Here is a 21446-nt window from a genome sequence, read left to right as displayed (position 1 = left end):
AAAAACAGCGGCTTCGACGGCGAGGTGCCGCCGAAACCGCTGTGGGTGGTTCAGCCGTGGACTATCCGGCCTTGTGGGCCTTGACCTGCGCCTCGACGTCGGTGAGTGATTTCTGCAGGTCGGCGACGGGAGTCTTCACGAACACGGCGGTGCCGCCCGATTTCTCTTTGACGCCGTCGAGCACGCTCTGAGTGTTCTGGTAGATGTCGACCAACTTCAGAAACGTGGGGTTGTCTTTGTCAGCCGCTTTCGCGGCGAAGATGTTCACGTACGGCACCGCGGTGGGGTCGCTCGGGTCGTCTTGCGCGATGGCGTCAGACGCGGCAAGGCCGGCATTCGCCACATAGTCGTTGTTGATGATGGCGGCGGCCACATCGGGCAGCGACGAGGCGGTGAGCGAGGCATCGACGGTCGTGACCTTCACCTTCGAGTTGGCCTCGTCGATGTCGTCGGTGGTCGCGAAGATAGTGCCTCCGTCTTTCAGCTTCACCAGGCCAGCCGACTGCAGAACGAGCAATCCGCGGGCGAGGTTCGACTCGTCATTCGGAATAGCGACTGTGTCGCCCTGTTTGATGTCGGCGACCGACTTGTACTTGGTGGAGTACAAGCCCAGCGGATAGATCGCAGTCGAGCCGATGGGCACCAGGTCGCTATTGCTGGCGACGTTGTAGTTGGCCAGATAGACGATGTGCTGAAACTGGTTGAGGTCGAGTTCGCCCTCGGTGAGCGCGGGATTCGGCTGAGCGTAGTCAGAGAAGTCGACGATGTCGACGGTGATGCCGGCGTCTTTCGCGGCTTGCGTGTACGTGGCCCAGTAGGGGTCGCTCGCGCCGACGACGCCGATTTTCACCGTAGGTGTAGCGGTTCCCGACGCGTTCGATGAACCTGTCGATGAGCCGGCGCAACCCGCGAGCACCGCGATGAGGGGCAGCGCGGCGGCCGCGGCCAGGATTTTCTTGGTGAGTGACATTTTTCGATTCCTTTCGCGGGTCGGTGTGCGACTGAGAATGCTGTGAGGTGCCGTCACGAGACCCGCGGAGATGCCGGTGTCGTGCCGCCTCAGCGCGAACCCGCCCGGTCACCTTACGCAACATTCGAGAGCTCACAGAAATGTGTTCGTAACAAACGGGCACAGTCGTCACATCTCGCAACGGCTCTGAACAGGGCCGCTGTGCAGACAGTGAGCTGCTGTGCAGACAGTGAGCCGCTGCGTCAACGTCGTGTCGATTCGTGTCAAGTGTTACCTAGCGTGTTCACACGGAACCGGTTCGGGTGCCTGGCACCCCTAACGTCGATCCAGCGCAATCCGGTACGCACCAGAGAGTTTCGGAGCAAAGTGCTCTGACGTGCCGACGCCGCTCGTGAACCCTCCCGGGCTGCCGATTTCGTAGCATTAACGTCAGCCACAAGCACTATCAGCGGGCGTCGGTTCTGGTCGAGAATGACCAGAACCGACGCCTCTCATCGAGGAAAACGCATTTCATGTCTCTTGACTGTGGGCGAACCGCCGAGGCCGGAACGGCCGACGGCGATCGTCTTTTTGCGCGGCGGCCACCGCCCGATTCTGCTCCGGATGCCCGGCGGCACTCGATCGCCATCATCGGCGCCGGCCCGCGAAGTGTTGGCGTGCTCGAACGTTTAGCGGCCAACGCCGCCGAGTTTCGTCGCCCAGGCGAGCACATCACGGTGCATCTGATCGACCCGTTTCCGCCCGGCGCAGGCCGCATCTGGCGGTATGAGCAGTCGCCGCTGCTGAAACTGAACTCGATGGCGGCCGATGTCACCATGTTCACCGACGCGAGTTCGACCATGGAGGGCCCGGTCAGGCCCGGCCCCTCGCTCATCGAGTGGGCCGAGCGGGTGCGCGAGGGTGAGATCGAGATTGTGATCGACGACCCAGCGTTGCGGTCTGAACTGAAGCATCTCACTGGCGGGAGCTTTGCCACCCGGCGCCTGCAGAGCCTCTACCTCGACTGGTTCTACCAGGAGGCACTGCGTGCGTTGCCCGAGAACTACCGGGTCTACTCGCACACCGAAAGGGCCCTCAGGGTCGACGATCTCGACTCCGGCACTCAGCGCGTCGTGCTCGACTCCGGCGTCGAGCTCGACGTCGACGTTGTGCTGTATTCGCTGGGACACAACGGCTCGACGCCCGAGCGTGAACACTCCGCTCTCATCGATTTCGCGGCTCGCCACGAGCTGTTCTACCTGCCGCCGGCGTTCACCACCGACGCCGATACTCGCGCGCTCGCGCCGCACCAGCGTGTCATCGTGCGCGGCCTGGGACTCGCCGCCGTCGACCTCACCGTGCTGCTGACCGAGGGGCGCGGTGGCCGGTATGAGCGCTCGGCCGAGGGCGACCTGCGCTACCTGCCTTCGGGCCGCGAGCCCGTGTTGCTGCTCGGTTCGCGCCGCGGGGTTCCTTACCACTCGAAGATCAGCTCGAAGATCGTCGGCGACGCTCTCACGCCCACCTTCTTCACGCCAGAGATCGTCGCTCGCCTCGAAGCCGAGCATGAGAGCCTCGATTTCGTCGCCGATGTGTGGCCGCTCATTGCCAAAGAGATGCTCTGGGCGTACTACCGAGAGCTCTTCACCGGGCATCCGGAGCGCACCTCGATCAGCTGGCAGCAGTTCTCGGCCGAATTCACCGAGCTCGAGCCGCAGGCAGTGCTGGCGGCGGATGCCCGACTGCGCGCCCTCGTCGAACGCAGCGTCATCGACCCCATCGACCGCCTGCTGCTGCCCGAATTCGACCGCCCGCTCGCGGGCCGCACCTTCGGCTCCGAGGGTGAATTGCAAGCCGCCCTGCGCGACTACATCACCGCCGATCTGACGCTGCGAACCGTGCAGCAGCACAGCGCCACGCTCGGCCTCTTCATGGGACTGTTGACAAGCCTGTTCACCCTTTCGCCGTTCTTCGATTCGCCCGTGTGGAGCGCCGAGTCGCGGGTTCGCGACCTCAACGGCTGGTGGCTCGGCTACTTCAGCTACATCGCCAGTGGGCCGCCGGGGCACCGGCTCGAAGAGTTGCTGGCGCTCTCAGAGGCCGGCGTGGTCGAGTTTCTCGGCGGCGAGCTGAGCGTTGAGACAGACGACGACAGAGGGCAATTCGTGGCTCGCAGCCCGAACCTCGACCGCGAAGTTCGGGCGAGCGCTCTCGTCGATGCGCGCTTGCCGCAGTCGAATGTGGCGCGCAGCGAGAACGACCTGCTGCGCTCGCTGATCGAATCGGGAGCGGGGCTCGAAGAAGTGGCGCGTGACGCGGGCTTCAGCGAGGCGACTGGGCGGCTCTCGGTCAGGCGCGGCGATACGCGGGTGCAGTCTGCTTCAGGTGAACATCACGACAGGCGATACGCGGTCGGTCCGTACACGAGTTCGCCCGTCGTCGGAGCGTTCTCGCGGCCGCGCACGAACGCGATCGCGTTCCGCGAGAACGATCGGGTGGCGCGGGCGATTCTGGCGCAGCTGGGGGAGTTGGGTTAGCCCTGCCAGTTGGGCCAGCCGGGGGAGTTGGGCCAGCCCGGGGGAGTTGGGGGAGCCGGGCTGACTCGACCTGGCTCGGCAACGAAAATGGGGCCGAGCAAGACATATCGTCTGCTCGGCCCTTTTCGTCACTGGGAGATGTGAGGCCTACGCCTCTGCGGCCTCGAGCACCTTCTCCGACTCGCTCGCACCCGATGCGTCAGCATCAGCATCAGCAGCAGCGTCGCGCCCGTAGATCGTGTCGATCACCGCGGCGGCGTCGAAGTCGTGGCCGATTCCACGCCAGGCGACGTGGTGGTCGGGGCGCACGATGACGTAGTCCGACGCGTAGAGCGAACGCACCTCAGGCTCGGTGAGGTACACCACGTCAAGCGGAACCGAGCGCGATGCCGCGGCCGCTGTGAACTGGGCTACCGCCGAGGTGTCGTCGTTCAGCACGAAGAGCGTCGGCCAGCTGCCGAGGCGCCCGTAGAGGGTCACACCGCCAGTTTCGATGGCGCCGTTCGGGGCGCGATGCCCGGGTCGCGCGTCATCCACATACACAGACGGAGTCCACTGCGGGTCGGTGTCGAATTGCTCGGCGTCGTAGACCACGACCGACGAAGCGTCGTACCGCTCGTCGAACACCACGCCGAGAGCGAAGGCGAAGTCACGGGCGATGATCGCACCGATCTGCACACGAAGGTCGACGGCTTCGGGGCTCGTGTCGTCGTCATGGGGAACGCCGATGGCCCTGATCTTCGCCAGCGCCTCATCGTTTGCGATCGACCGCTCAAGCGCGTGGTCGGCAACGCGCCAGTTGTGAATGCGGCGCTCTTCGTCGTACGAGGCCAGCAGACGCTCGCCGCCGAAGCCGCGCAGCACCGCCGCAAGCTTCCAGCCGAGGTTCGCTACGTCGCCGAAGCCCTCAGAGAGGTTGCCGCCCGGCGTGCGCACGTGTGCGGCGTCGCCTACCAGTGCGACGCGGCCGCGAACGAATTCGTCGGAGATACGCGTGCTCTTGAAGTACGAGGTGAGGCTCACGATCTCGAGGTCGACATCGAAGCCGAAGCCCTTCTTCGCGGCAGAGATGAGTTCGTCTTCGGTGGGCACGTGGTCGAGGGCGAACGGCCCCGCGTAGGCGCGCCAGTCGGTCTCGTTGATGGCCGAAATGAAGCCCGAGTAGTCGTTGTTGAAGATGATGTTGCTCGCGCTCGGGGCCGCGCCCAGCTCTGCAGGTACTCCGCCCTTGGTGCGAACCACGTAGCGCCAGTGCCGCTCGGTGGCGTACTCGCCCGTGCGGGTGATGCCGGCCAGGTTGCGCACCGTGCTCTTCGAGCCGTCGGCGCCGATCACATAGGTCGACCGGATGCTGCGCTTCTCGCCGCTCTCGATGTCGACGACCGTCGTGGTGACCCCGTCGGCGTCTTGCTCGAGGCCTTCGACCCGCCAACCGGCCGCGACAGTGACGTCGAGCTCGGCGAGCCGGTCGAGAAACACCTGCTGAAACACGGTCTGCGGGCGGCGAACGCCGTCTTCGCGCGAGATGGGGCTGCCGGTGCGGCGCGAGAACGCGTCGGGCACGTTGCCGCCGAGCACGTGACCCACCACTGAGGTGACCAGAATATTGCCCTTGTTCCACTCGGGCGGAACGGTCCAGCTCTCACGAACTCGCTCGGCCACACCCCAGGTGCGAAAGATCTCGACCGTGCGAGCGCTGACGCCGGCCGCTCCGGCACGCACCAGGGTGGCTTCGGTGGCCGAGTCGACCACGGCTACCTCGATGCCGTGACGCTGAAGCTCGAGCGCAGTGCCGAGGCCCGAGGGGCCGGCACCCACGATGAGCACCTCGACATCGGTCGGCGGCGTTGCACGCGGAAAGGTGACCACATTGACCCTGGTCTTATCGGGGCCGGCGTATGAACTGAGTGACATGGGTTTTCTCTTTCGAAACTAGGCAGGTCGGGTACGGGATGTTCGGCAGAGCTCAGGCGCTCACAAGGCTTTCGCTCGGCAGGCTCGAGCCCAGCCCGAGGTTGCCTCGCAGGGTGTCGTGCTCGTACTCGCGGCGGAACCGGCCGCGGTCTTGCAGCTCACCCACCACGCCGTCGACGAAGGCCTCGAAACCACTCGTCTGCACGTCGATGTTGATGGTGAATCCATCGGCCGCGTCGGTGTCGACCCAGTGCTCGATGTCGTTTGCGACCTGCTCGGGCGTACCGATGATGACGCGCTGGCCGCCCGAGAGGTTGTTGAAGAGCAGCTGGCGGATGCTCAGTTGGCGGTTCTTCGCATCGGCGACGAGCTGCTGGCGGCGCACGGTGGCGTGCGAGGTACTGGCCGGGGTGTCGAGCGAGGCGTACGGCAGCTCACTATCGAGCTCGAGGTGCGAGACGTCGAACTCGAGGTAGTCAGAAAGCGTATCGATGAGCGGCTCGATGGCGAGCAGGTTGTCGAGCTCGTCTTTGCGTGCGATGGCCGCTTGCTCGGTGTCGCCGAGAATGACGTAGAGGCCGGGTAGCACGAGCAGCGAATCGCGGCTGCGGCCGTTGGCTTCGGCAAGGCCCTTCACCTCGTCGGAGAAGGCACGGCCGAGCTCGGGCAGACGCTGTGACGTGAAGAGGGCATCCGCCCACCGGGCACCGAACTGCTTGCTGGCGCGTGAGGTTCCGGCCTGAAAGAGCACCGGGCGCTCGCCGCGGTAGCCGCCGACCAGCGGCAGCACGCCCGCGCCGCGGAAGAATTCACCCTGAATGTCGACGGGCCGGGTGAGGCTCTCGTCGATGTAGACCTCGGCCTCGGCGTCACCGACCACGGCTTCTGGCGGAAGCGAGCGCCAGAACGCGTCGACGATCGACACGAACTCGTCGGCTGCGCGGTAACGCGTCTCAGAGTCGAGCACCTGGTCTTTGCCGAGCGCCTGTAGTGTGTTCGACTCTTGGCTGGTGATGATGTTCCAGCCGGCGCGGCCCTTGCTCACGTGATCGAGCGACGAGATCTGACGGGCGAGCAAGAACGGGTTGCCGTGGATGGCCGGGTTCGTCGACAGTAGGCCGATGTGCGACGTCTCGCGGGCGAGCGCGGCGAGCAGCACAGTCGGGTCGAGCCCGCGCCACGGGCGAATGCGCCCGGTCTTGTCGAGGCCGCCGAGGCGGTCGGCAATGAAGATGCCGTCGAATCTGCCGCGCTCGGCGAGCTGGGCGATTTTGATGAAGTAGTCGACGCCGTCGACCCAGTCGGTGGTCGAGGGAAAGGTCTTCCAGGCGGCGTCGTGGCGCCCGGTCGACTGCAGGTTCAGGGTCAGTCGAATCTGCTTCTTGCTCATGGTGATGATCTTTCGTCGAAGAGTGAATGTCGAAGAGTGAATCAGGAGAAGAGTGAATCAAGCGCGATTGAGCGACACGGGTGCATCATGAGGGGTGCAGTTCTGCGCGCAATTGTTCTCGCCGCTCGCGGTCGATCGACCCACCAGAGAGGGTCGGTGCTGAGCCCACCAGAAGGCGGGTGTACGGATGCTCGGGGGCATTGACGATCTGAGACGTCTTGTTCACCTCGACCACCCGCCCACGGTACAGAACGAGAGTACGGTCGGTGATACCCGCTACCGAACCCAAATCATGCGAAATGAAGAGCATCGCCACTTCTGACGAACGCAGGCGACCGAGCAGCTCAAGAATCTTGACCCGGTTCGCCGAGTCGAGGGCGCTGACGGGCTCGTCGAGAATGAGCAGCCGCGGCTTCGTGATGAGGGCGCGCGCGATGGCGACCCGCTGCCGCTGACCGCCCGACAGCTCGGCCGGAAACCTGCCCAGCAGGGCGGCATCCAACTGCACATCGTCGACCTGTCGGCGAACTGCTTCTGCCACATCGGCTCGCTTGATGTCGCCTCGAATGAGCAATGGTTCAGCTATCGACTGTTCGACGGTGAAGTCTTGATCGAGACTCTTGTGCGGGTCTTGAAAAACGTACTGGGCGACCCCGCTGCGACGGAACGATCGGCGAGCATTCGCAGAGAGCCCGACAACCTGTTTGCCGGCGACGAGTACTGACGAGCCCGCCGAGGGGTCGACCAGGCCGAGGATGCTGCGGGCGATCGTCGATTTGCCCGACCCTGTCTCGCCGATCAGCCCGACCGACTCGCCAGGCCGAATCTCGAAGCCGACATCGTCGATGATCTGCTTGCGTGCGCGGCCGCGGCCGAAGTGCACGTTCAGCGACGCGACTTCGAGGGTAGGCGCGGTCCAACTCAGGGGCACGTCAGGCATAGTCGAGCTCCTGCTGTTCGGGCTCGGGCACGGCCGAGTCGAGATACCGTTCGAGACCGTACTGCTCATGTTCAGCGATGAGAAGTTTGGCGTACTCGTGTTTCGGTGCGTACAGAATGTCGCGCGTGAGACCCTGCTCGACAACGGCGCCGTCTTTCATGACGAGCACTTCGTCGCACAGTTGAGCGACCACGGCGAGGTCGTGTGAGACGACGATCAGCGAGAGACCGGTGCGCGCCTTGAGCTCCCCGAGCAAGTCGAGAATCTCGGCCTGAACAGTCACATCGAGCGCCGTCGTGGCTTCGTCGGCGATGAGGACGTCGGGCTCGAGTGCGATGGCCGCCGCGATCAGCACGCGCTGCAGCATTCCACCCGAGAGCTCGTGGGTGTACTGCTGGTAGACGTAAGCGGGGTCGTTCAGGCGCACGGCCTCGAACAACTCGAGCGTGCGCAGCCGGGATTCTCTGCGGCCGAGGTGCTGCTTGACGCGAAGTACTTCTTGCACTTGCTTGCCGACCCGAATCGAGGGGTTCAGGTATGAACCCGGGTCTTGAAACACCGCGGCGATATTCGTTCCGCGCAGACCCGTCCACTCCTTCAGGGTGAGGCTCGAAACATCCCGGCCCAGAAGATCGATCGAACCGCCCGAGACCTCGATGTGTTTGGGCAGAATGCCCAGAATCGCTCGGCAGGTGAGGCTCTTTCCGCTGCCCGATTCGCCGACGATTCCGAGAACGCCACCCCGGCGGAGGGTGAACGAGACACCCTTCACCAGTTCGTTGTCGGCAACGTCGTCATGAATGGTGACGTTTTTGAGATCGAGCACGATCTCGCTGTCAGGCTCGTTCGCTGTGGTGCTCAGTGCGGGGTTCGCCGTGGGGTTCACTGGGGCAGTCATGCGGCCTCCTTCTCGGGGTAGTCAGAACTGACCGCGGCCAGGCGCCGGGCGCGGTTGGCCTGCGCACCCTTAGATCCGATCAGAATGCGACCCGACTCGCCGGCGGCGTCACGAATGGCGTCGGCGAGCAGATTGAAAGCCAGCACAGTGATGAGGATGAGCGCGGTCGGATAGATGGGGGCATACGGCTGCTGCTGCAGGTACCCCAGGTCAGAGGCGAGAATGCCGCCCCACGTGGGTGTCGGCGGTTGAACGCCGATTCCCAGAAACTGCAGGCTCGAAATGACAATAAGACCAAGCCCGAGTGTCGTGGCCAATGAGATAGCGATGGGAGGGAGCACCTTCGACCACACGTGCTTTCGCACAATATAGCCGGTGGATGCGCCGGCCAGCACGGCCGCTTCGACGTATTGCGAGTTGGCCACCGAAAGAGTGGCCGATCGTGCGACGCGGTAGAAGAGAGGGGAGACGAGCAGCCCGACCGCGATCATCGCCTGAATGATGCCATTGCCGAGCAGAGCAGTCATGGCGACCGCGAAAACCAGAAACGGCAGTGCGATGAACGTGTCGACGACGCGCAGCGAGACCCATTCGAAACCCGCGCGTAGATACACCGAGAGAATGCCGGGAATGGCGCCGACGAGCAGAGCGATGACGGCGACGAGCACGGTGCTGCCGACGCTGAGCGGTGCTCCGGCCAGAATGCGGCTCAGCACGTCTCGGCCGAGGTAGTCGGTACCCAGCCAGTGCGAAGCCGACGGGGCGGCGAGTGCTTGGGAGCTGGTGGCCAGCGGGTCGTAGGGTGCGACGAACGGCCCGACGATGGTAATAAGGGCGATGAAGAGCAGCATCGCCGCAGCGATCTTGGTGCTGCGCAGTTTCCACAGAGTCTTGATCATGACGTCACACTCCTCGTGCTGCCGAAGGAATGAGGCGATTGAGCACGACGTTCACCAGCAGGTTGAACACCACGACCAGAACCACAGAGATGACGAGCACGGCCTGAACAGAGGGCACGTCGCCGCTCACTGCCGACTGAGCAGCGAAAACGCCGTAGCCTGCGAGGCCGAAAATCGACTCGATGAGCACTGCGCCACCGAGCAACGCCGGAAACTTGAGTCCCAGAACCGAAAGGGCAGGCCCGACGCCATTGCGAAGAACGTGTACCCAGAAGACCCGTCGAGGGCCGATGCCTCGAACAGTGGCCCCGATCACATAGTTCTCTCGGTAGACCGAGACGAGGCCGGTGCGCAACTGCCTGGCGACGTCAGACACCGTATCGAAGCTCAAGGCGACGGCCGGCAGGATGAGGTGGCTCGCCCACGGCCAAAAGCCTTTGGTGATCGGTACGAATCCGACGGCCGGCAACCAGCGCAGCCAGATCGCGAACACGGCGATCAGCGCGATGCCCACGACGAACGGGGGCAGCACAGAGATGACCGTTGTGCCCGTTGTGATCACTCGGTCGGGCCAGCGGGTCTGAAAATGTGCGGCCACAGCTCCGAGAATGAATCCGAAGACCAGCCCGATGAGCAGAGCGAGCCCGGCAACCGAGAGGCTGACGACCGCTCTGTCGCCCAGAAGCTTGGCTACCGGAACGCCACTCACCCAGCTGTTGCCGAAATTGCCGCTCAGAAGTGTTCCGAGCCAGTCGAAATAGCGAACGAAGAAGGGTTGATCGAGACCGAACTGATGGTTGAGCGCAGCGACGGCGTCAGGCGTGGCGGAATCGCCGAGCTGGAGTGCGGCGGGGCTTCGGCCACTCACCGCGCCCAAAAGAAAGGTGAAGAAGGTGGCGAGAATGAAGACCGGAATGAAGATGCTGATGGGCTTCCACACCGAGCGCAGAACACGCTGTACCCGATGCCAGAAGATTCCCCTAGGTCGTTGTGCAGGTTCGCGGTCGCTGGTACTCGGGCTGCTGCTCGGTGCCGTCTTCGGCGTGGGTGGCGCTACTGTCGATGCGGTCATCGGTCGTTCTCCTTTCCAGGATCAGATCGTGCGGGTGGTGGGTCGGTGCGGCGCTTGCGACGTGCTGGGTTGAGCTGTGGTTCTGGGTCTCGGGATGACCGATTGAACGGTCATCCCGAGACCCAGAACCTGTCGGCTAGTTGCCGGGAGTGATGTACACACCCGTCCAGTCGATGAACCCGTCGACGGTGGGCAGGTTCGAAACACCGGCGCCCAGGGCGAGGGGAGTCGAGTAGGTGTACAGCGAGACGTTGCTGGCCGTTTCGTAGCCGATCTTCGCTGCCGCCTGCAGGTTGGTGTCGTAGTCGGGCGAGTCGATCGGCGTCGAACGCGCCTTCGCCAACGCTGCTGTCAGGTCAGGTGAGACGTTCGGCGAGCTGAGGTTCAGCACACCCAGGCTGTCGTACTGGTCTGAGATGGCGGCGACCGGCGAGTCGCGACCGACCCAGCCGTAAAGCGATGCCCCGAAGGTCTTACCGAAGTAGCCTTTCGCCCACGTCGCGTAGTCGTCACTCTGAAGGTTGACCGTGATTCCGACTGCGGCGAGTTGCGACTTCAGAACTTCGCCCACCTTGTCGAAGCCGTTGACGTTGATGAAGGGCACGTCGAACGAGATCTGCCCAGGCTGAATGCCGGCTGCTGACAACGTGGACTTCGCCTGGTCGACGTTGTACGTGTTCTCAGTCGTGAGCGCCTGAACGAAATCCGGGTGACCCTGAGGGAACGGCTGATAGTTCGACTGACCCTTACCGAATGCCAGCTGTTGAACGTACTGGTCGGGGTTGGTTGCCAACCGGATCGCCTTGACGACGGCCGGGTTGTTGAAGGGCGCCTGATTCGTGTTCAGGCTCAAGAAGGTCGAGCCCCACGACTTGGTGTCCTCGACCGTCAGCCCGGCCTGTGTGGCCGAGTCGATGAGGTCAGGGGTGAGAGTGGCGAAGTTGGCATCTCCCGACTGCAGCGCTGAGACCAACGTCGTCGGGTTGACTCCGAGGTTGATTCGCAGTGTATCGATGTGGATGTTCGCGGCATTCCAGTAGCCGGGCCACTTCTCTAGCGTGACATGGTCACCGGGAACGAGTTCCTTCACGATGAAGGGGCCGGCTCCCACGGGTGCGGTCGCATTGAACGCGGTCGGGTCTTTCTGCACCGCGGTCGGGCTCGCGAGTTCGCCGGTTTTTTCCGCGAGGATGTACGGAATTTGGTAATCGGGCTGCTTCAGGTCGAGTTGAACGGTCGCATCGTCGACCACGACGGCGTCTTTCACATCGGCGTACACGGCCTTCAACGCTGAGTTCGTTTGAGAGAAGATGCGGTCGATGTTGAACTTGACCGCAGCGGCGTTTATCGGCGTGCCGTCTTGAAAGGTCAGGCCCGTCTTGAGGTGGATCGTGATCTGATCGCCAGCAGTGTTGTAGTCGAATCCGCTTGCCAGGTCGGGAACGATGTTGTGGTCGGAGTCGAGGGTGAACAACGACGCGAAGATCGGCGTCGTCAGGTAGGTACCTGCGGTTCCACCGATGACCACCGGATCCCAGTTCGCGGCCACACTGGTGTAAGCCCAGGTGATGGTGCCGCCGTCGACGGGGGTTGAGCTCGCCGAAGAGGCGCTCGAGTCACCGCCCGATGAGCAACCGACAAGCGCGAGGCTTGTGGCAACGAGGGCGCTGGCGATTGCCAGGCCGCGGGTTTTGGTCTTCATGGTTCTCCAAGTAGGTGCTGTGCGCTGGGTGCAATTCGGGTGACCTGCGCTCACGTGAACACGGTGCATGCGTTACGAGAACAGGCTCGGCGGGGTGGCCGTGACTCATGCTTACATAGGGGCTTTCGATGTCGCTTTTTTGTTACGAAAAGCCTGATTTTGTTACGAAAAGCGTCTGCTAAGAGTCTCTTTGTTGTCACAAAGCGGCGAAACAATGCTGAGATGTCTATGCTCGCAACGATCGTGAGCTTGATTGATGCGTGATTGATGGAGGAACGTGCCGTGACTGATTTCGTTAACAGAGCACCCCGGCCAGGGCTGTCTCTTTTCTTGCAGACGCCGGCTGATACGAATCCCGCCCGTGTTTACGGCGAAGCGCTCGACGTCGTCGAGCAGGCAGAGCGTTCTGGCTACGAAGTAGCGTGGATTGCCGAAGCTCATTTCGCGCCCATCGGGCTGCCGTCGGCCCTGACGTTCTTGGCTGCGGCGGCGCAGCGCACGAGCAGCATTCGGCTCGGAACTGCGATCATTCCCGTGGTCTTCGACCACCCCATCCGTCTCGCCGAGACCGCGGCCGTGACCGACTACCTCAGCGGCGGGCGGCTCGAATTCGGGGTAGGCAAGAGCAACGGTCGAGGCTTCTCGACCCCGGCCTTTCAGGCTTTCGAACTCTCTGAAGACAACAAAGACACTTTGTACGACGACAGCCTCGCCCGACTGAAGTTCGCGCTCGAAGGCGTCATCGACGGCGGTGACAAACCGCTGAACGTGTACCCGTCGCCGCGGCCATTGCTCTCGCGGGTGTGGCAAGCCACGGCGACGCCGGGCAACGCCGAGGCCATCGGCCGCTCAGGTGACGGTCTCTTGTTGCACCGCCTCGCCTTCGAGGGCGACACCGGGCCCGTGCAGTCCGCCCTGATCGACCGCTACCTCGAGGCGTACTCCGCTGACGCGGCTCCGCGCATCGGTGTTTCGCGAGCGGTGCTGCCGGCCGAGTCGCGGGCAGATGCTCTGGCCCTGATCACCGCCGACTTCGCTGCCAACCCTCGGCAGTACACCGGATTCGGGGCGACTTCACCCGAACAGTTCTTGAAGCAATCGAACGTCTACTACGGCAGCCCCGACGAAATCGGCGAGCAGCTCGCAGACGATGCCGCGGTAGCCAGGTCGACGGACTATTTGTTCTCGATTCCGCTGCCCAACGCCTCGCGCGAGTTCAGCGAGGGCTTGCGCGTCATTGCCGATGAGATCTACCCGCGGCTGCCGCTGGGGGCGGCTCTCGCAACGCGGTGAGCTGAGGCGAGGCATCCGGAACCGACGTTTGTTTCGTTTGTTACAGTGTGCCGAATCGTTTGTCGCTACGCTGACGCCATGACTCTCACAGAACCCACAACCCCTGTTGTTGATCGGCCCGAATTCGAAGCCGCCTGGTATGCCTGGCGTGCGCAGAACGAAGAACGCCGGCGTGACGCTTATGGCTTTCTCTCTTACGCGGCGGTCTACAAGCTCGGCGAGACGGCGCAACGTTTTGCCGAGGTTCCCGGTGCGTGGAGCGTCAGCGACGAGGGTGTCGTGGTGGAACTCTCTGACGAAGAGCGGCTGACCGTCGACGAAGACCCCGTGCACGGCCGTTTTGTTTTCGCGCCGGTCGCCGAACGCGAGTTTCGTCGCGATGCCCGGTTCGATGAGGTCGTGGTCGAACTCTCGAAGCGCGGGGGAATCACCCTGCTGCGACCCATCGACCCAGCCCACGGCTTGCGTGAATCATACGTAGAGACGCCGGCGTTCGCGCCCGACCCGCGATGGATCGTTCGGGGCGAGTACGTGCCGTTCGAGGCGCCGCGCGACACGGCGATCGATGCTGCGATCGACGGCATCACACATCAGCACGATGCCCTGGGCGAGGTGGTCTTCGACCTCGATGGCACCACGAACCGTCTGCTGTTCTTAGCCGGCGGTGCCGCGGGCGGCGGCGCGTTCGCGGTGTTCACCGATGGCACGAGCGGCGTCAGCACGTACCGTGCGAGCAGACGTATCGCGGCCGAGCTGCCTGCCGAGGGCGGGCCTATCGAGCTCGACTTCAACCGCACGGGCAACCTGCAGTGCGCCTACACGAACTACTCGCCGTGCCCGCTGGCGCCGGCGCAGAACCGGCTCGTGGTCGCCATCGAGGCGGGCGAGAAGACTCCGGTCTTCGCCGACTGAGCGGCGCGCTGCGCTGCGCCGGCTGCGCTGTCGCCGTGTCGCACCGGCACACCGCAGCGATAGGGTCTCCCTTTGCGCAACGCTGGCTTTGCTCTGCTCTGCTCTGCTCTGCTCTGCTCTGCTCTGCGCGCGGCCGCGGCCGCATAGCCGCCGTGCGCCGAGCCCGTTACGCCGCAAAGAGCCCGCTATACCGGTCTCAATGCGGCGTAACGGGCTCACTTCGTGGCGGAGACACGGCGGAGACGCGGTGGAGCGGGTAGGGCTCGGCACGGGCATCCTGCGGCCCGGCCGAGCGCTACCCGCTCGAGTAGTGCGGCGGTTGATGACTCGCGTCAGTGCGACGAGACGAGTGCCTCTGCGGCGTCTTCGCGTACGTCGTTCTTCTGCTCGTCGGTTGAGGCTGATTGCGGCTGCGCTGACTCCGCAGCATTCCGTGCCACGGTGTAGCGGTTCTCGACGAACGGCAGGCCGAGGTTCTCGCGCAGGGTCGTACCTTCGTACTCGCGGCGCAGCAGACCACGGTCGCGCAGAATCGGCAGTACCTCGTCGATCAGCCGCTTGAACTGGTCAGGATGCCCGACGTGAATGTTGAAGCCGTCGAGTGCTCGGCCATCGAACCAGCGCTGCAACTCGTTCGCCACCGTCTCGGGCGAGCCGACGAACGGACCGCGGCGGGGGCTCGAGGTGATCTCGATGACCTGGCGCAACGTCAGGTTCTGCGCGGCAGCCAGCTCGACGACCTTCACGGCCTGGGTGTAGAAGCCGCGCTCCGCGTACTTCAGCACGTCGTCAGGGAACGGCGCATCTAGATCGTACTGACGGAAGTCGTGCCACGCGAACGCGCGCCCGAACTCGGCCAGTGACTGTTCGAAACCGCCGTCGGCCAGTTGCGTGGTGCGCTCGATTTCGCGCGCCTCTTCGTCGGTGTCGCCGACGAACACCGAAACGCCCGGCACGATCAAAACGTGGTCGGGGTTGCGCCCCTTCGCGGCTGCGCGCGACTTGATGTCGGCGTAGAAGGCCTGCGCGATCTCGATAGTGGGCGCGTGGGTGAAGATGCCCTCGCCGATCTCGGCGCCCAGGTCTCGACCCTGCTCTGAGTCGCCGGCCTGGAAGATGACTGGCTGACCCTGCGGCGAACGCGACAGGTTCAGCGGGCCTTCGACGTGGTAGTACTCGCCGCGGTGGTTCAGCGTGTGCTGCTTCGACGGGTCGAGAAAGACCTTCGTCTCGCGGTCGGCGGGAAAAGCGTCGTCTTCGTACGAATCCCAGAGGCCCTGGGCGACGCGCACGTTCTCGAGCGCGCGGCCGTAGCGGGTGTCGTAGTCGTAGTGCTCGTCGAGGCTGAAGTTGCCAGCGGTTCCGGCGTCGCCACTGGTCACCACGTTCCAGCCGGCGCGGCCGCCGCTGATGACATCGAGCGAGCCGAAGCGGCGCGCGATGAAGAACGGATCGTTGTACGAGGTCGTGAGAGTGCCGACGAGACCGATGTTCTTGGTCGAGACAGCCAGTGCCGAGAGCAGTGTCAGCGGCTCGAGCCGGTTGAGGTAGTGCGGCGGCGAGTTCGCGGTGATGAACTGGCTGTCGACGATGAATACGAGGTCGAACTTGGCCTCTTCAGCGATGCGCGCTTGCTCGATGTACCAATTGATGTCGATGCTCGCGTTGGTCGGAATCTGCGGGTCGAGCCAGGTATTGAAGTGCCCGGGGCCACCGACTCCGGTGAGCACAGCGCCCAGTTTGATCTGCCGGCTTGCGCCTGATGCTGACATAGGGGATCGTTCCTCCACGGGTAGACGTATGTGTTACCGCCATTGTTGCCCGTGAAGGGCGCAACAATGGATTTCTTACCGATTGTTGCTGTAACAAACTGTATTGTTTGCCCGAACGGCATTCGCCGATTGGATGCTCGGCTCACGTACTCCCGGTCGAAGTACCTTCTCAGTCGAAGTACCTTCTCAGTCGAAATACTCGCGGGTACTGGCGCTCGACGCCTGCGCGATCGTTCGCGCCAGCTGCCCGATCACGACGCTATCGTCGGGCAGCTGTGTGATCGAGATGCGCAAGAGCGGCCGCGATGGGGCGTGCACGAACGACTTACTGCCGGCACCCACAGAGATTCCCTGGCGGGCGAGGGCGAGCAGGGCATCCGTCTCGTCTCTCACCTCGACCCAGACGACCACGCTCTCGGGCCCCGCGAACACAGTGACGCCCTCGCTTCGCAGAGCGTTCGTGAGGGCCGTGCGCCGTGCGGCGTAGATCGACTTCGCCGAGCTGACCGAGGCTTGGGCCTCGGCGCTGCCGATGAGATAGGCCAGAGTGTCTTGCAAGATTCTGCTGTTCGACCCGACGCCGTGGCTGCGCAGGGCGATGGTTCGGTCGATCAGCTCTTTCGAGCCCGCCAGAACGCTCGTTCTGACGTCGATGCCGAACGCCTTACAGTAGCTGCGAATGCGAATGACCTGGCCGGCCAAGTGCGAACCGATCGAGGGTGATTCCGAGCGGGCGAGTGGTCCGATGGAATCGTCTTCGACGACCCAAACGCGCTCGGAATGCGCCGCGAGCACCTCGGCGAGTTCGGCGGCACGCTTCGGCGACACCGAGTGGCTGACCGCGAATGGTGCCCCGGGCTGAAAGATGAAGGCGACCGGGTTCTGCTTCAGCGCTTCGCGCAGTGATGCCACAGTTGGGCCTTCGGCGTCGGCAGCCACGCCTACGGCCGTCAACTGCAAATCGCGCAGCGTATCGAGAAAACCCGGGCCCACCGGTTCATCGACCGCAACCAGCGAGCCGGGGGGAGCCGCGGCCGCAGTCGCCAGAAGTAGCGCCTCGGTGCCGCCGCCTGCGGTCGCCCACGCTTCGGGTTCGAACGGCCACGTCGGTGCGACCGCGCTGAGCAGCCGTTCGGTCATGTATTCGCGCCCGAACACGTTGAGGTTCTTCGAGTCGAGGGTCGAGAGCAGTGCGGCACCGAGCTCGGGCTGCAGTGCGATGTCGGGTGCACTTTGGGCGAGGTCGATCGCCGACCAGTCGGAGAACGGCGTGCTGCGCGGCGAGACGGTGGGTTCGAGGGCCACCGTCGTACCGGCGCGGCGATGGGTCTCGACGAGGCCTGCCTCGCGCAAGGAATTCCAGGCGGCCAGAACGGTGCCCACGCTGGTGCCGGTGACCCGGGCGAATTCGCGTATCGTCGGCAGCTGAGCGCCCCGTTCGACCTCGCCCGATCTGATGAGCGCTGCGACGGCATCGCCGATTCCCACGGCGCCCCTGTCGACAACGCGTTCGGCAAGCCATTCCGACGAGATGCGGCTGATGGTGGGGGAGCTCATGCGTGGTCTCTCCTCGGCAGACGTGTTCACAACTATTGTCTCAATCATATTGACCGGTTGAACAGAATCGGCCTGCCGCGACGTAATGTGTTGCACGCGTGCGAGCCGTGACGCTAGCGCGCCTAACGACTTTGTTGACTTTCGTGTCAGTTTGTTTCAACAATGATCACTTTGTTACACTCGGGTTCTCTTGATCTTGGTACAGTCTCACGACCACCAGATTTGTAAGGAGCGATCGTGTCGCAGGCATCGAAGTTCAAGCTCGGCTTTCTCACCCACGTCGAGGGCGGTGCCAGCCTCAAGCAGTCGTATCTGAACGCCCAAGAACTCTTCATCGCCGCCGATGAGCTCGGCTTCGACACCGGATGGGTGGCGCAGCACCACTTCTCACCAGAACCGAACGGCGGCCTCGGCTCGCCCTGGACCTTTCTGTCGAACGTCGCAGCGAAAACCGAGCGCATTCACCTCGGTACGGCCATTACGATTCTGCCCCTCGAAGACCCGCTGCGCCTGGCCGAAGACGTCGCCGTCGTCGATGTGCTGTCGAACGGCCGGGTCGAGCTGGGCGTCGGCAGCGGCTACGACCCCGACGCGTATCGCGCCTTCGGCAAAGACATTGAGCAGAAGCGCGAGCTGACTACTGCCGCGCTCGATCGGTTGCGCAGTGCGCTCGCCGGTCATCCACTGTTCGAAGGCGGCCCGCAGTCGAAGCCGTACTCGCCCGACCTTGCCGCGAACAGAATCTGGCAGGGCGTGTTCAGCGCAGAGGGCGCGCGTTACGCTGCGGCAGGCGGCAGCAACCTGCTGCTGAACCGTGCGACCTACGGGCACAGCGAACCCACCGATGTGGTGCAGCGCCCGTGGGCCGACGCGTACCTCGCTGCGGTCGCCGAGCAGTCGGGCTCAGCGCAGTCGGACTCAGATGGCGCCGTCGCCAGACGCGCCCCGCGTGTCGGGCTGTCTCGCCTCATCTTCACCGCCGGCTCACGCGAAGAGGCGCTGCGCTCCATCGGCGACGGCGTGCTCGACAGTCTCGTCTCGATGAAAAAGCGCAGCGGCTTCGACCTGGGTGAAGAGAGCCTCGAGAATGCACTCTTTCGGTTCAACGCCTTCTACGGGCATCCCGACCAGGTGATCGAGCAGCTGAGCCGCGAGCAGGCGCTGCCCGTCGCGACCGATCTGCTGGCGCAGTTCAACCCGGGCAAGCCCACCCTAGACGCGTCGATTCGAGCGCTCGAACTTCTGGCGACCGAGGTGGCTCCCGCTCTTGGCTGGGTGCGGGCGGATGCTGCTGCATCGGGCCTCGACGTGAGCGCGAACGACGCCGGCGCGAACGACCTCAGCACGCCCGACCGCAGCACCCCGAACGAAGCGCTCGCAACGGTGTGAGCCCCGCTTCGGCGGCCCCCAACTCTTCAACACGATCGGAAATGAAATGACCACAGTTCAGACGAATCTGCACTCGCGAGAGTGGACTGCCCCTGAGAATCTTCGCGTTCGCGGCACCGTTGTGGTGCTCGGCGGCCGCGGTGAGACGGCCGACGTGTACAACCGATTCGGCACGCGCATCTCGGCCGACTCGTACACCGTGGTGGCGTTCGCCGACGCATTCGGCAGTGAGGCCGAGGTCGCCAGCGAAATCGGCGCGCGCATCGCCGGTGACGAGCTGACGGCGCCGGTGATCATCGTCGGCTCTGACGTGGGAGCCGTTGCTGCGGTCGACGTGGCTGGGCAGCTCGGGGCAGACGTTGCCGCGGTCATCCTCGCCGGCTACCCGACAGCGGGCGCCTCGACGGTGACCGACGACTGGGAGTCTGAACTGCTCGAACGCACGACTTGTCCCGTGCATCGCGGTGTGCTCGACGCTGATGCGGGTGTGTCGCACGGCTCATTCGCCGAGGCGCTCGAGGCCGATCGTATTGCGCGCGATCTCAGCACCCTGACGGTGCCCGTTCTCGCGATTCACGGTGGGGCCGATTCACTGAGCCCGCTCGACGGGGCGCTGCCAACGTATGAGTCGAATCCGGATGCCCAGGTCTGGGTCATCGACGGCGCCAAGCACGACGTGCTGAACGATTCGACTCACCGCACCACCGCCGCGGTGATCGTGCAGTATCTCGAGACCTTGCGCGCAGGTGTTGACCAGCCGCTCGCTCGGCGCATCAAGTGACGTCGCTCTCGGCCTCCGGATCTTCGGCGCCGTCAGGGCCCTCTACTCCGTCGACCAATTTCGCCACCGACCAGGTTCATGCCGGCCTCACCGCCGGTGAAGCGCAGAACCCCGCGGTTGTGCCGATCTACCAGACGGTCGCGTACGAGTTCGCCAGTTTTCAATCGGCGAAGAACATCTTTTCGCTGCGTGAGGTGGGCAACCTCTACTCGCGAACGGGCAACCCCACGCAGACAGCACTCGAGCGGCGGGTCGCCGCACTCGAAGACGGCGTCGCAGCCTTGGCGGTCTCGTCGGGCCAAGCGGCCACAGCCGTTGCTCTGCTCACCTTGGCCAAAGCGGGCGAGCACATCGTTGCAGCCCGGCAGTTGTACGGCGGAACGGTCGACCTTCTTGCCGACACGTTCGCCGATTTCGGTATCGACGTGACGTTCGTCGACCAAGACGACCTCGAGGCCTGGCGGGCCGCCGCCCGGCCGGAGACTCGCGCCTATTTCGCCGAGTCGATCGGCAACCCCATCAACAGCGTGCTGGCCGTGCAAGACATCGCCGATATCGCGCACTCGGCGGGCGTTCCGTTGATCATCGACAACACCATCGCCACGCCCTACCTGCAGCGGCCGAAAGACTTCGGGGCCGATTTCGTGGTGCACTCCGCCACGAAGTTTCTCGGTGGGCACGGCAACTCGCTGGCGGGAATCATCGTCGACCTCGGCACCTTCGATTTCGGAGCTGAGCCCGAGCGCTGGCCGCAGTTCACTGCTCCCTACCCGCGGGTCAGCGATGTGACGCTCTGGAATGCCTTCGGGCGCGAACGCAGTGCCTTTCTGGTCTATGCGAAGACGAAACTCGTGCACGACCTCGGGCCGTCGTTGTCGCCCTTCAACAGTTTCGAGATCATCCAGGGCATCGAGACCCTCGATCTGAGGGTGCAGCGCCAGACGGCCAGCGCGCTCGCGGTCGCAGAGTTTCTTGGCTCGCACCCTGCCGTGACCGCCGTGCATTACGCGGGCCTCGAAGGCAACCGCTGGTTCGCGGCCGGCCAGAAATACCTGCCGAAAGGCACCGGATCGGTGTTCTCACTCGATCTGGCTGGCGGTGAAGAGGCTGCCGAACGATTCATCGACTCGCTTCAGGTCTTTCGCCTGGTGGCGAACATCGGAGATGCCCGCAGCCTGGTCATCCACCCGCCCACCATGACCCACAGCCACCTGTCAGAAGAGCAACTCGTCGAAGCCGGCTTCTCGCACGGTACAGTTCGGCTGTCGATCGGGCTCGAAGACCCGGCCGATCTGATCGCCGACCTCGGGCGTTCGCTCGACCTGCTCACCTTCGAATCGCTCGCAGACTCGGCTGACACAGACTCGGCTGGCACAGACTCGGCTGACACAGATTCTGCTCAGTCGTACGCGACTCACGCATAAACACGCGATTCACGCTT

At 64.0% G+C, this 21446-nt stretch carries 16 protein-coding genes; 6 read left to right on the top strand and 10 right to left on the bottom strand.

What is annotated here, in order from left to right:
* Positions 1 to 61: 61 nt before the first annotated feature.
* Entirely contained in the window at positions 62 to 970 is a 909-nt protein-coding gene (locus tag IEX24_RS07400; protein ID WP_188675949.1) for a MetQ/NlpA family ABC transporter substrate-binding protein, read from the bottom strand.
* 512 nt (positions 971 to 1482) lie between these two features.
* On the opposite strand from IEX24_RS07400, the gene IEX24_RS07395 reads away from it, so the two are divergent.
* Positions 1483 to 3486, top strand: coding sequence for an FAD/NAD(P)-binding protein (locus IEX24_RS07395; RefSeq protein ID WP_188675946.1), 2004 nt, complete (start codon positions 1483 to 1485; stop codon positions 3484 to 3486).
* A 147-nt stretch (positions 3487 to 3633) separates the two neighbouring features.
* Here the strand turns inward: IEX24_RS07395 and IEX24_RS07390 are convergent, their stop codons facing one another.
* From IEX24_RS07390 to IEX24_RS07360, 7 genes are all read right to left on the bottom strand, one after another.
* On the bottom strand, positions 3634 to 5400 hold the full coding sequence (locus IEX24_RS07390; RefSeq protein WP_188675944.1) for an FAD-dependent monooxygenase: 1767 nt from the start codon (positions 5398 to 5400) through the stop codon (positions 3634 to 3636).
* 52 nt (positions 5401 to 5452) lie between these two features.
* Complete coding sequence (locus IEX24_RS07385) at positions 5453 to 6790, bottom strand: NtaA/DmoA family FMN-dependent monooxygenase (RefSeq protein ID WP_188675940.1); 1338 nt, start codon at positions 6788 to 6790, stop codon at positions 5453 to 5455.
* A gap of 85 nt (positions 6791 to 6875) precedes the next feature.
* Positions 6876 to 7730 carry an ABC transporter ATP-binding protein gene (locus IEX24_RS07380; RefSeq protein ID WP_188675932.1) on the bottom strand — a complete coding sequence of 285 codons (855 nt, stop codon included), beginning with the start codon at positions 7728 to 7730 and terminating at the stop codon, positions 6876 to 6878.
* Positions 7723 to 8628, bottom strand: a complete 906-nt coding sequence (locus IEX24_RS07375) for an ABC transporter ATP-binding protein (protein WP_188675929.1) — start codon at positions 8626 to 8628, stop codon at positions 7723 to 7725. Before IEX24_RS07375 ends, IEX24_RS07380 begins: the two co-directional genes overlap by 8 nt.
* Positions 8625 to 9527, bottom strand: coding sequence for an ABC transporter permease (locus tag IEX24_RS07370; RefSeq protein ID WP_188675926.1), 903 nt, complete (start codon positions 9525 to 9527; stop codon positions 8625 to 8627). Before IEX24_RS07370 ends, IEX24_RS07375 begins: the two co-directional genes overlap by 4 nt.
* Before the next feature lie 4 nt (positions 9528 to 9531).
* Positions 9532 to 10599 carry an ABC transporter permease gene (locus IEX24_RS07365; RefSeq protein ID WP_188675923.1) on the bottom strand — a complete coding sequence of 356 codons (1068 nt, stop codon included), beginning with the start codon at positions 10597 to 10599 and terminating at the stop codon, positions 9532 to 9534.
* 136 nt (positions 10600 to 10735) lie between these two features.
* Complete coding sequence (locus IEX24_RS07360; RefSeq protein WP_188675920.1) at positions 10736 to 12301, bottom strand: ABC transporter substrate-binding protein; 1566 nt, start codon at positions 12299 to 12301, stop codon at positions 10736 to 10738.
* Positions 12302 to 12583: 282 nt separating this feature from the next.
* On the opposite strand from IEX24_RS07360, the gene IEX24_RS07355 reads away from it, so the two are divergent.
* Both IEX24_RS07355 and IEX24_RS07350 read left to right on the top strand, forming a co-directional pair.
* Positions 12584 to 13594 carry an LLM class flavin-dependent oxidoreductase gene (locus IEX24_RS07355; protein ID WP_203585870.1) on the top strand — a complete coding sequence of 337 codons (1011 nt, stop codon included), beginning with the start codon at positions 12584 to 12586 and terminating at the stop codon, positions 13592 to 13594.
* 78 nt (positions 13595 to 13672) lie between these two features.
* On the top strand, positions 13673 to 14506 hold the full coding sequence (locus IEX24_RS07350) for a DUF1684 domain-containing protein (RefSeq protein ID WP_188675914.1): 834 nt from the start codon (positions 13673 to 13675) through the stop codon (positions 14504 to 14506).
* Positions 14507 to 14838: 332 nt separating this feature from the next.
* Here the strand turns inward: IEX24_RS07350 and IEX24_RS07345 are convergent, their stop codons facing one another.
* Positions 14839 to 16278 carry an LLM class flavin-dependent oxidoreductase gene (locus IEX24_RS07345; RefSeq protein ID WP_188675911.1) on the bottom strand — a complete coding sequence of 480 codons (1440 nt, stop codon included), beginning with the start codon at positions 16276 to 16278 and terminating at the stop codon, positions 14839 to 14841.
* 186 nt (positions 16279 to 16464) lie between these two features.
* Positions 16465 to 17835, bottom strand: a complete 1371-nt coding sequence (locus tag IEX24_RS07340; RefSeq protein WP_188675908.1) for an aminotransferase class I/II-fold pyridoxal phosphate-dependent enzyme — start codon at positions 17833 to 17835, stop codon at positions 16465 to 16467.
* A 237-nt stretch (positions 17836 to 18072) separates the two neighbouring features.
* Between IEX24_RS07340 and IEX24_RS07335 the strand changes: the two genes are divergently transcribed.
* The 3 genes from IEX24_RS07335 to IEX24_RS07325 are packed head-to-tail and all read left to right on the top strand — an operon-like array spanning position 18073 to position 21429.
* Positions 18073 to 19224: an LLM class flavin-dependent oxidoreductase gene (locus tag IEX24_RS07335; RefSeq protein WP_203585871.1), complete on the top strand. Its 1152-nt coding sequence runs from the start codon at positions 18073 to 18075 to the stop codon at positions 19222 to 19224.
* Between the two features lie 46 nt (positions 19225 to 19270).
* Positions 19271 to 20005 carry an alpha/beta hydrolase gene (locus IEX24_RS07330; protein WP_188675905.1) on the top strand — a complete coding sequence of 245 codons (735 nt, stop codon included), beginning with the start codon at positions 19271 to 19273 and terminating at the stop codon, positions 20003 to 20005.
* On the top strand, positions 20002 to 21429 hold the full coding sequence (locus tag IEX24_RS07325; RefSeq protein WP_188675902.1) for an O-acetylhomoserine aminocarboxypropyltransferase/cysteine synthase family protein: 1428 nt from the start codon (positions 20002 to 20004) through the stop codon (positions 21427 to 21429). Before IEX24_RS07330 ends, IEX24_RS07325 begins: the two co-directional genes overlap by 4 nt.
* The last annotated feature ends 17 nt before the right edge of the window (positions 21430 to 21446 follow it).

Origin of the sequence: Subtercola lobariae, assembly GCF_014640255.1 — a bacterium.
Classification (GTDB): domain Bacteria; phylum Actinomycetota; class Actinomycetes; order Actinomycetales; family Microbacteriaceae; genus Subtercola; species Subtercola lobariae.
This window is presented reverse-complemented; position numbering and strand designations above follow the sequence as displayed.

Excerpts from the sequence above, each read along its gene's own strand:
- IEX24_RS07400 (WP_188675949.1), bottom strand. The coding sequence starts at position 970 with ATGTCACTCACCAAGAAAATCCTGGCCGCGGCCGCCGCGCTGCCCCTC.
- IEX24_RS07395 (WP_188675946.1), top strand. The coding sequence starts at position 1,483 with ATGTCTCTTGACTGTGGGCGAACCGCCGAGGCCGGAACGGCCGACGGC.
- IEX24_RS07390 (WP_188675944.1), bottom strand. The coding sequence starts at position 5,400 with ATGTCACTCAGTTCATACGCCGGCCCCGATAAGACCAGGGTCAATGTG.
- IEX24_RS07385 (WP_188675940.1), bottom strand. The coding sequence starts at position 6,790 with ATGAGCAAGAAGCAGATTCGACTGACCCTGAACCTGCAGTCGACCGGG.
- IEX24_RS07380 (WP_188675932.1), bottom strand. The coding sequence starts at position 7,730 with ATGCCTGACGTGCCCCTGAGTTGGACCGCGCCTACCCTCGAAGTCGCG.
- IEX24_RS07375 (WP_188675929.1), bottom strand. The coding sequence starts at position 8,628 with ATGACTGCCCCAGTGAACCCCACGGCGAACCCCGCACTGAGCACCACA.
- IEX24_RS07370 (WP_188675926.1), bottom strand. The coding sequence starts at position 9,527 with ATGATCAAGACTCTGTGGAAACTGCGCAGCACCAAGATCGCTGCGGCG.
- IEX24_RS07365 (WP_188675923.1), bottom strand. The coding sequence starts at position 10,599 with ATGACCGCATCGACAGTAGCGCCACCCACGCCGAAGACGGCACCGAGC.
- IEX24_RS07360 (WP_188675920.1), bottom strand. The coding sequence starts at position 12,301 with ATGAAGACCAAAACCCGCGGCCTGGCAATCGCCAGCGCCCTCGTTGCC.
- IEX24_RS07350 (WP_188675914.1), top strand. The coding sequence starts at position 13,673 with ATGACTCTCACAGAACCCACAACCCCTGTTGTTGATCGGCCCGAATTC.
- IEX24_RS07345 (WP_188675911.1), bottom strand. The coding sequence starts at position 16,278 with ATGTCAGCATCAGGCGCAAGCCGGCAGATCAAACTGGGCGCTGTGCTC.
- IEX24_RS07340 (WP_188675908.1), bottom strand. The coding sequence starts at position 17,835 with ATGAGCTCCCCCACCATCAGCCGCATCTCGTCGGAATGGCTTGCCGAA.
- IEX24_RS07330 (WP_188675905.1), top strand. The coding sequence starts at position 19,271 with ATGACCACAGTTCAGACGAATCTGCACTCGCGAGAGTGGACTGCCCCT.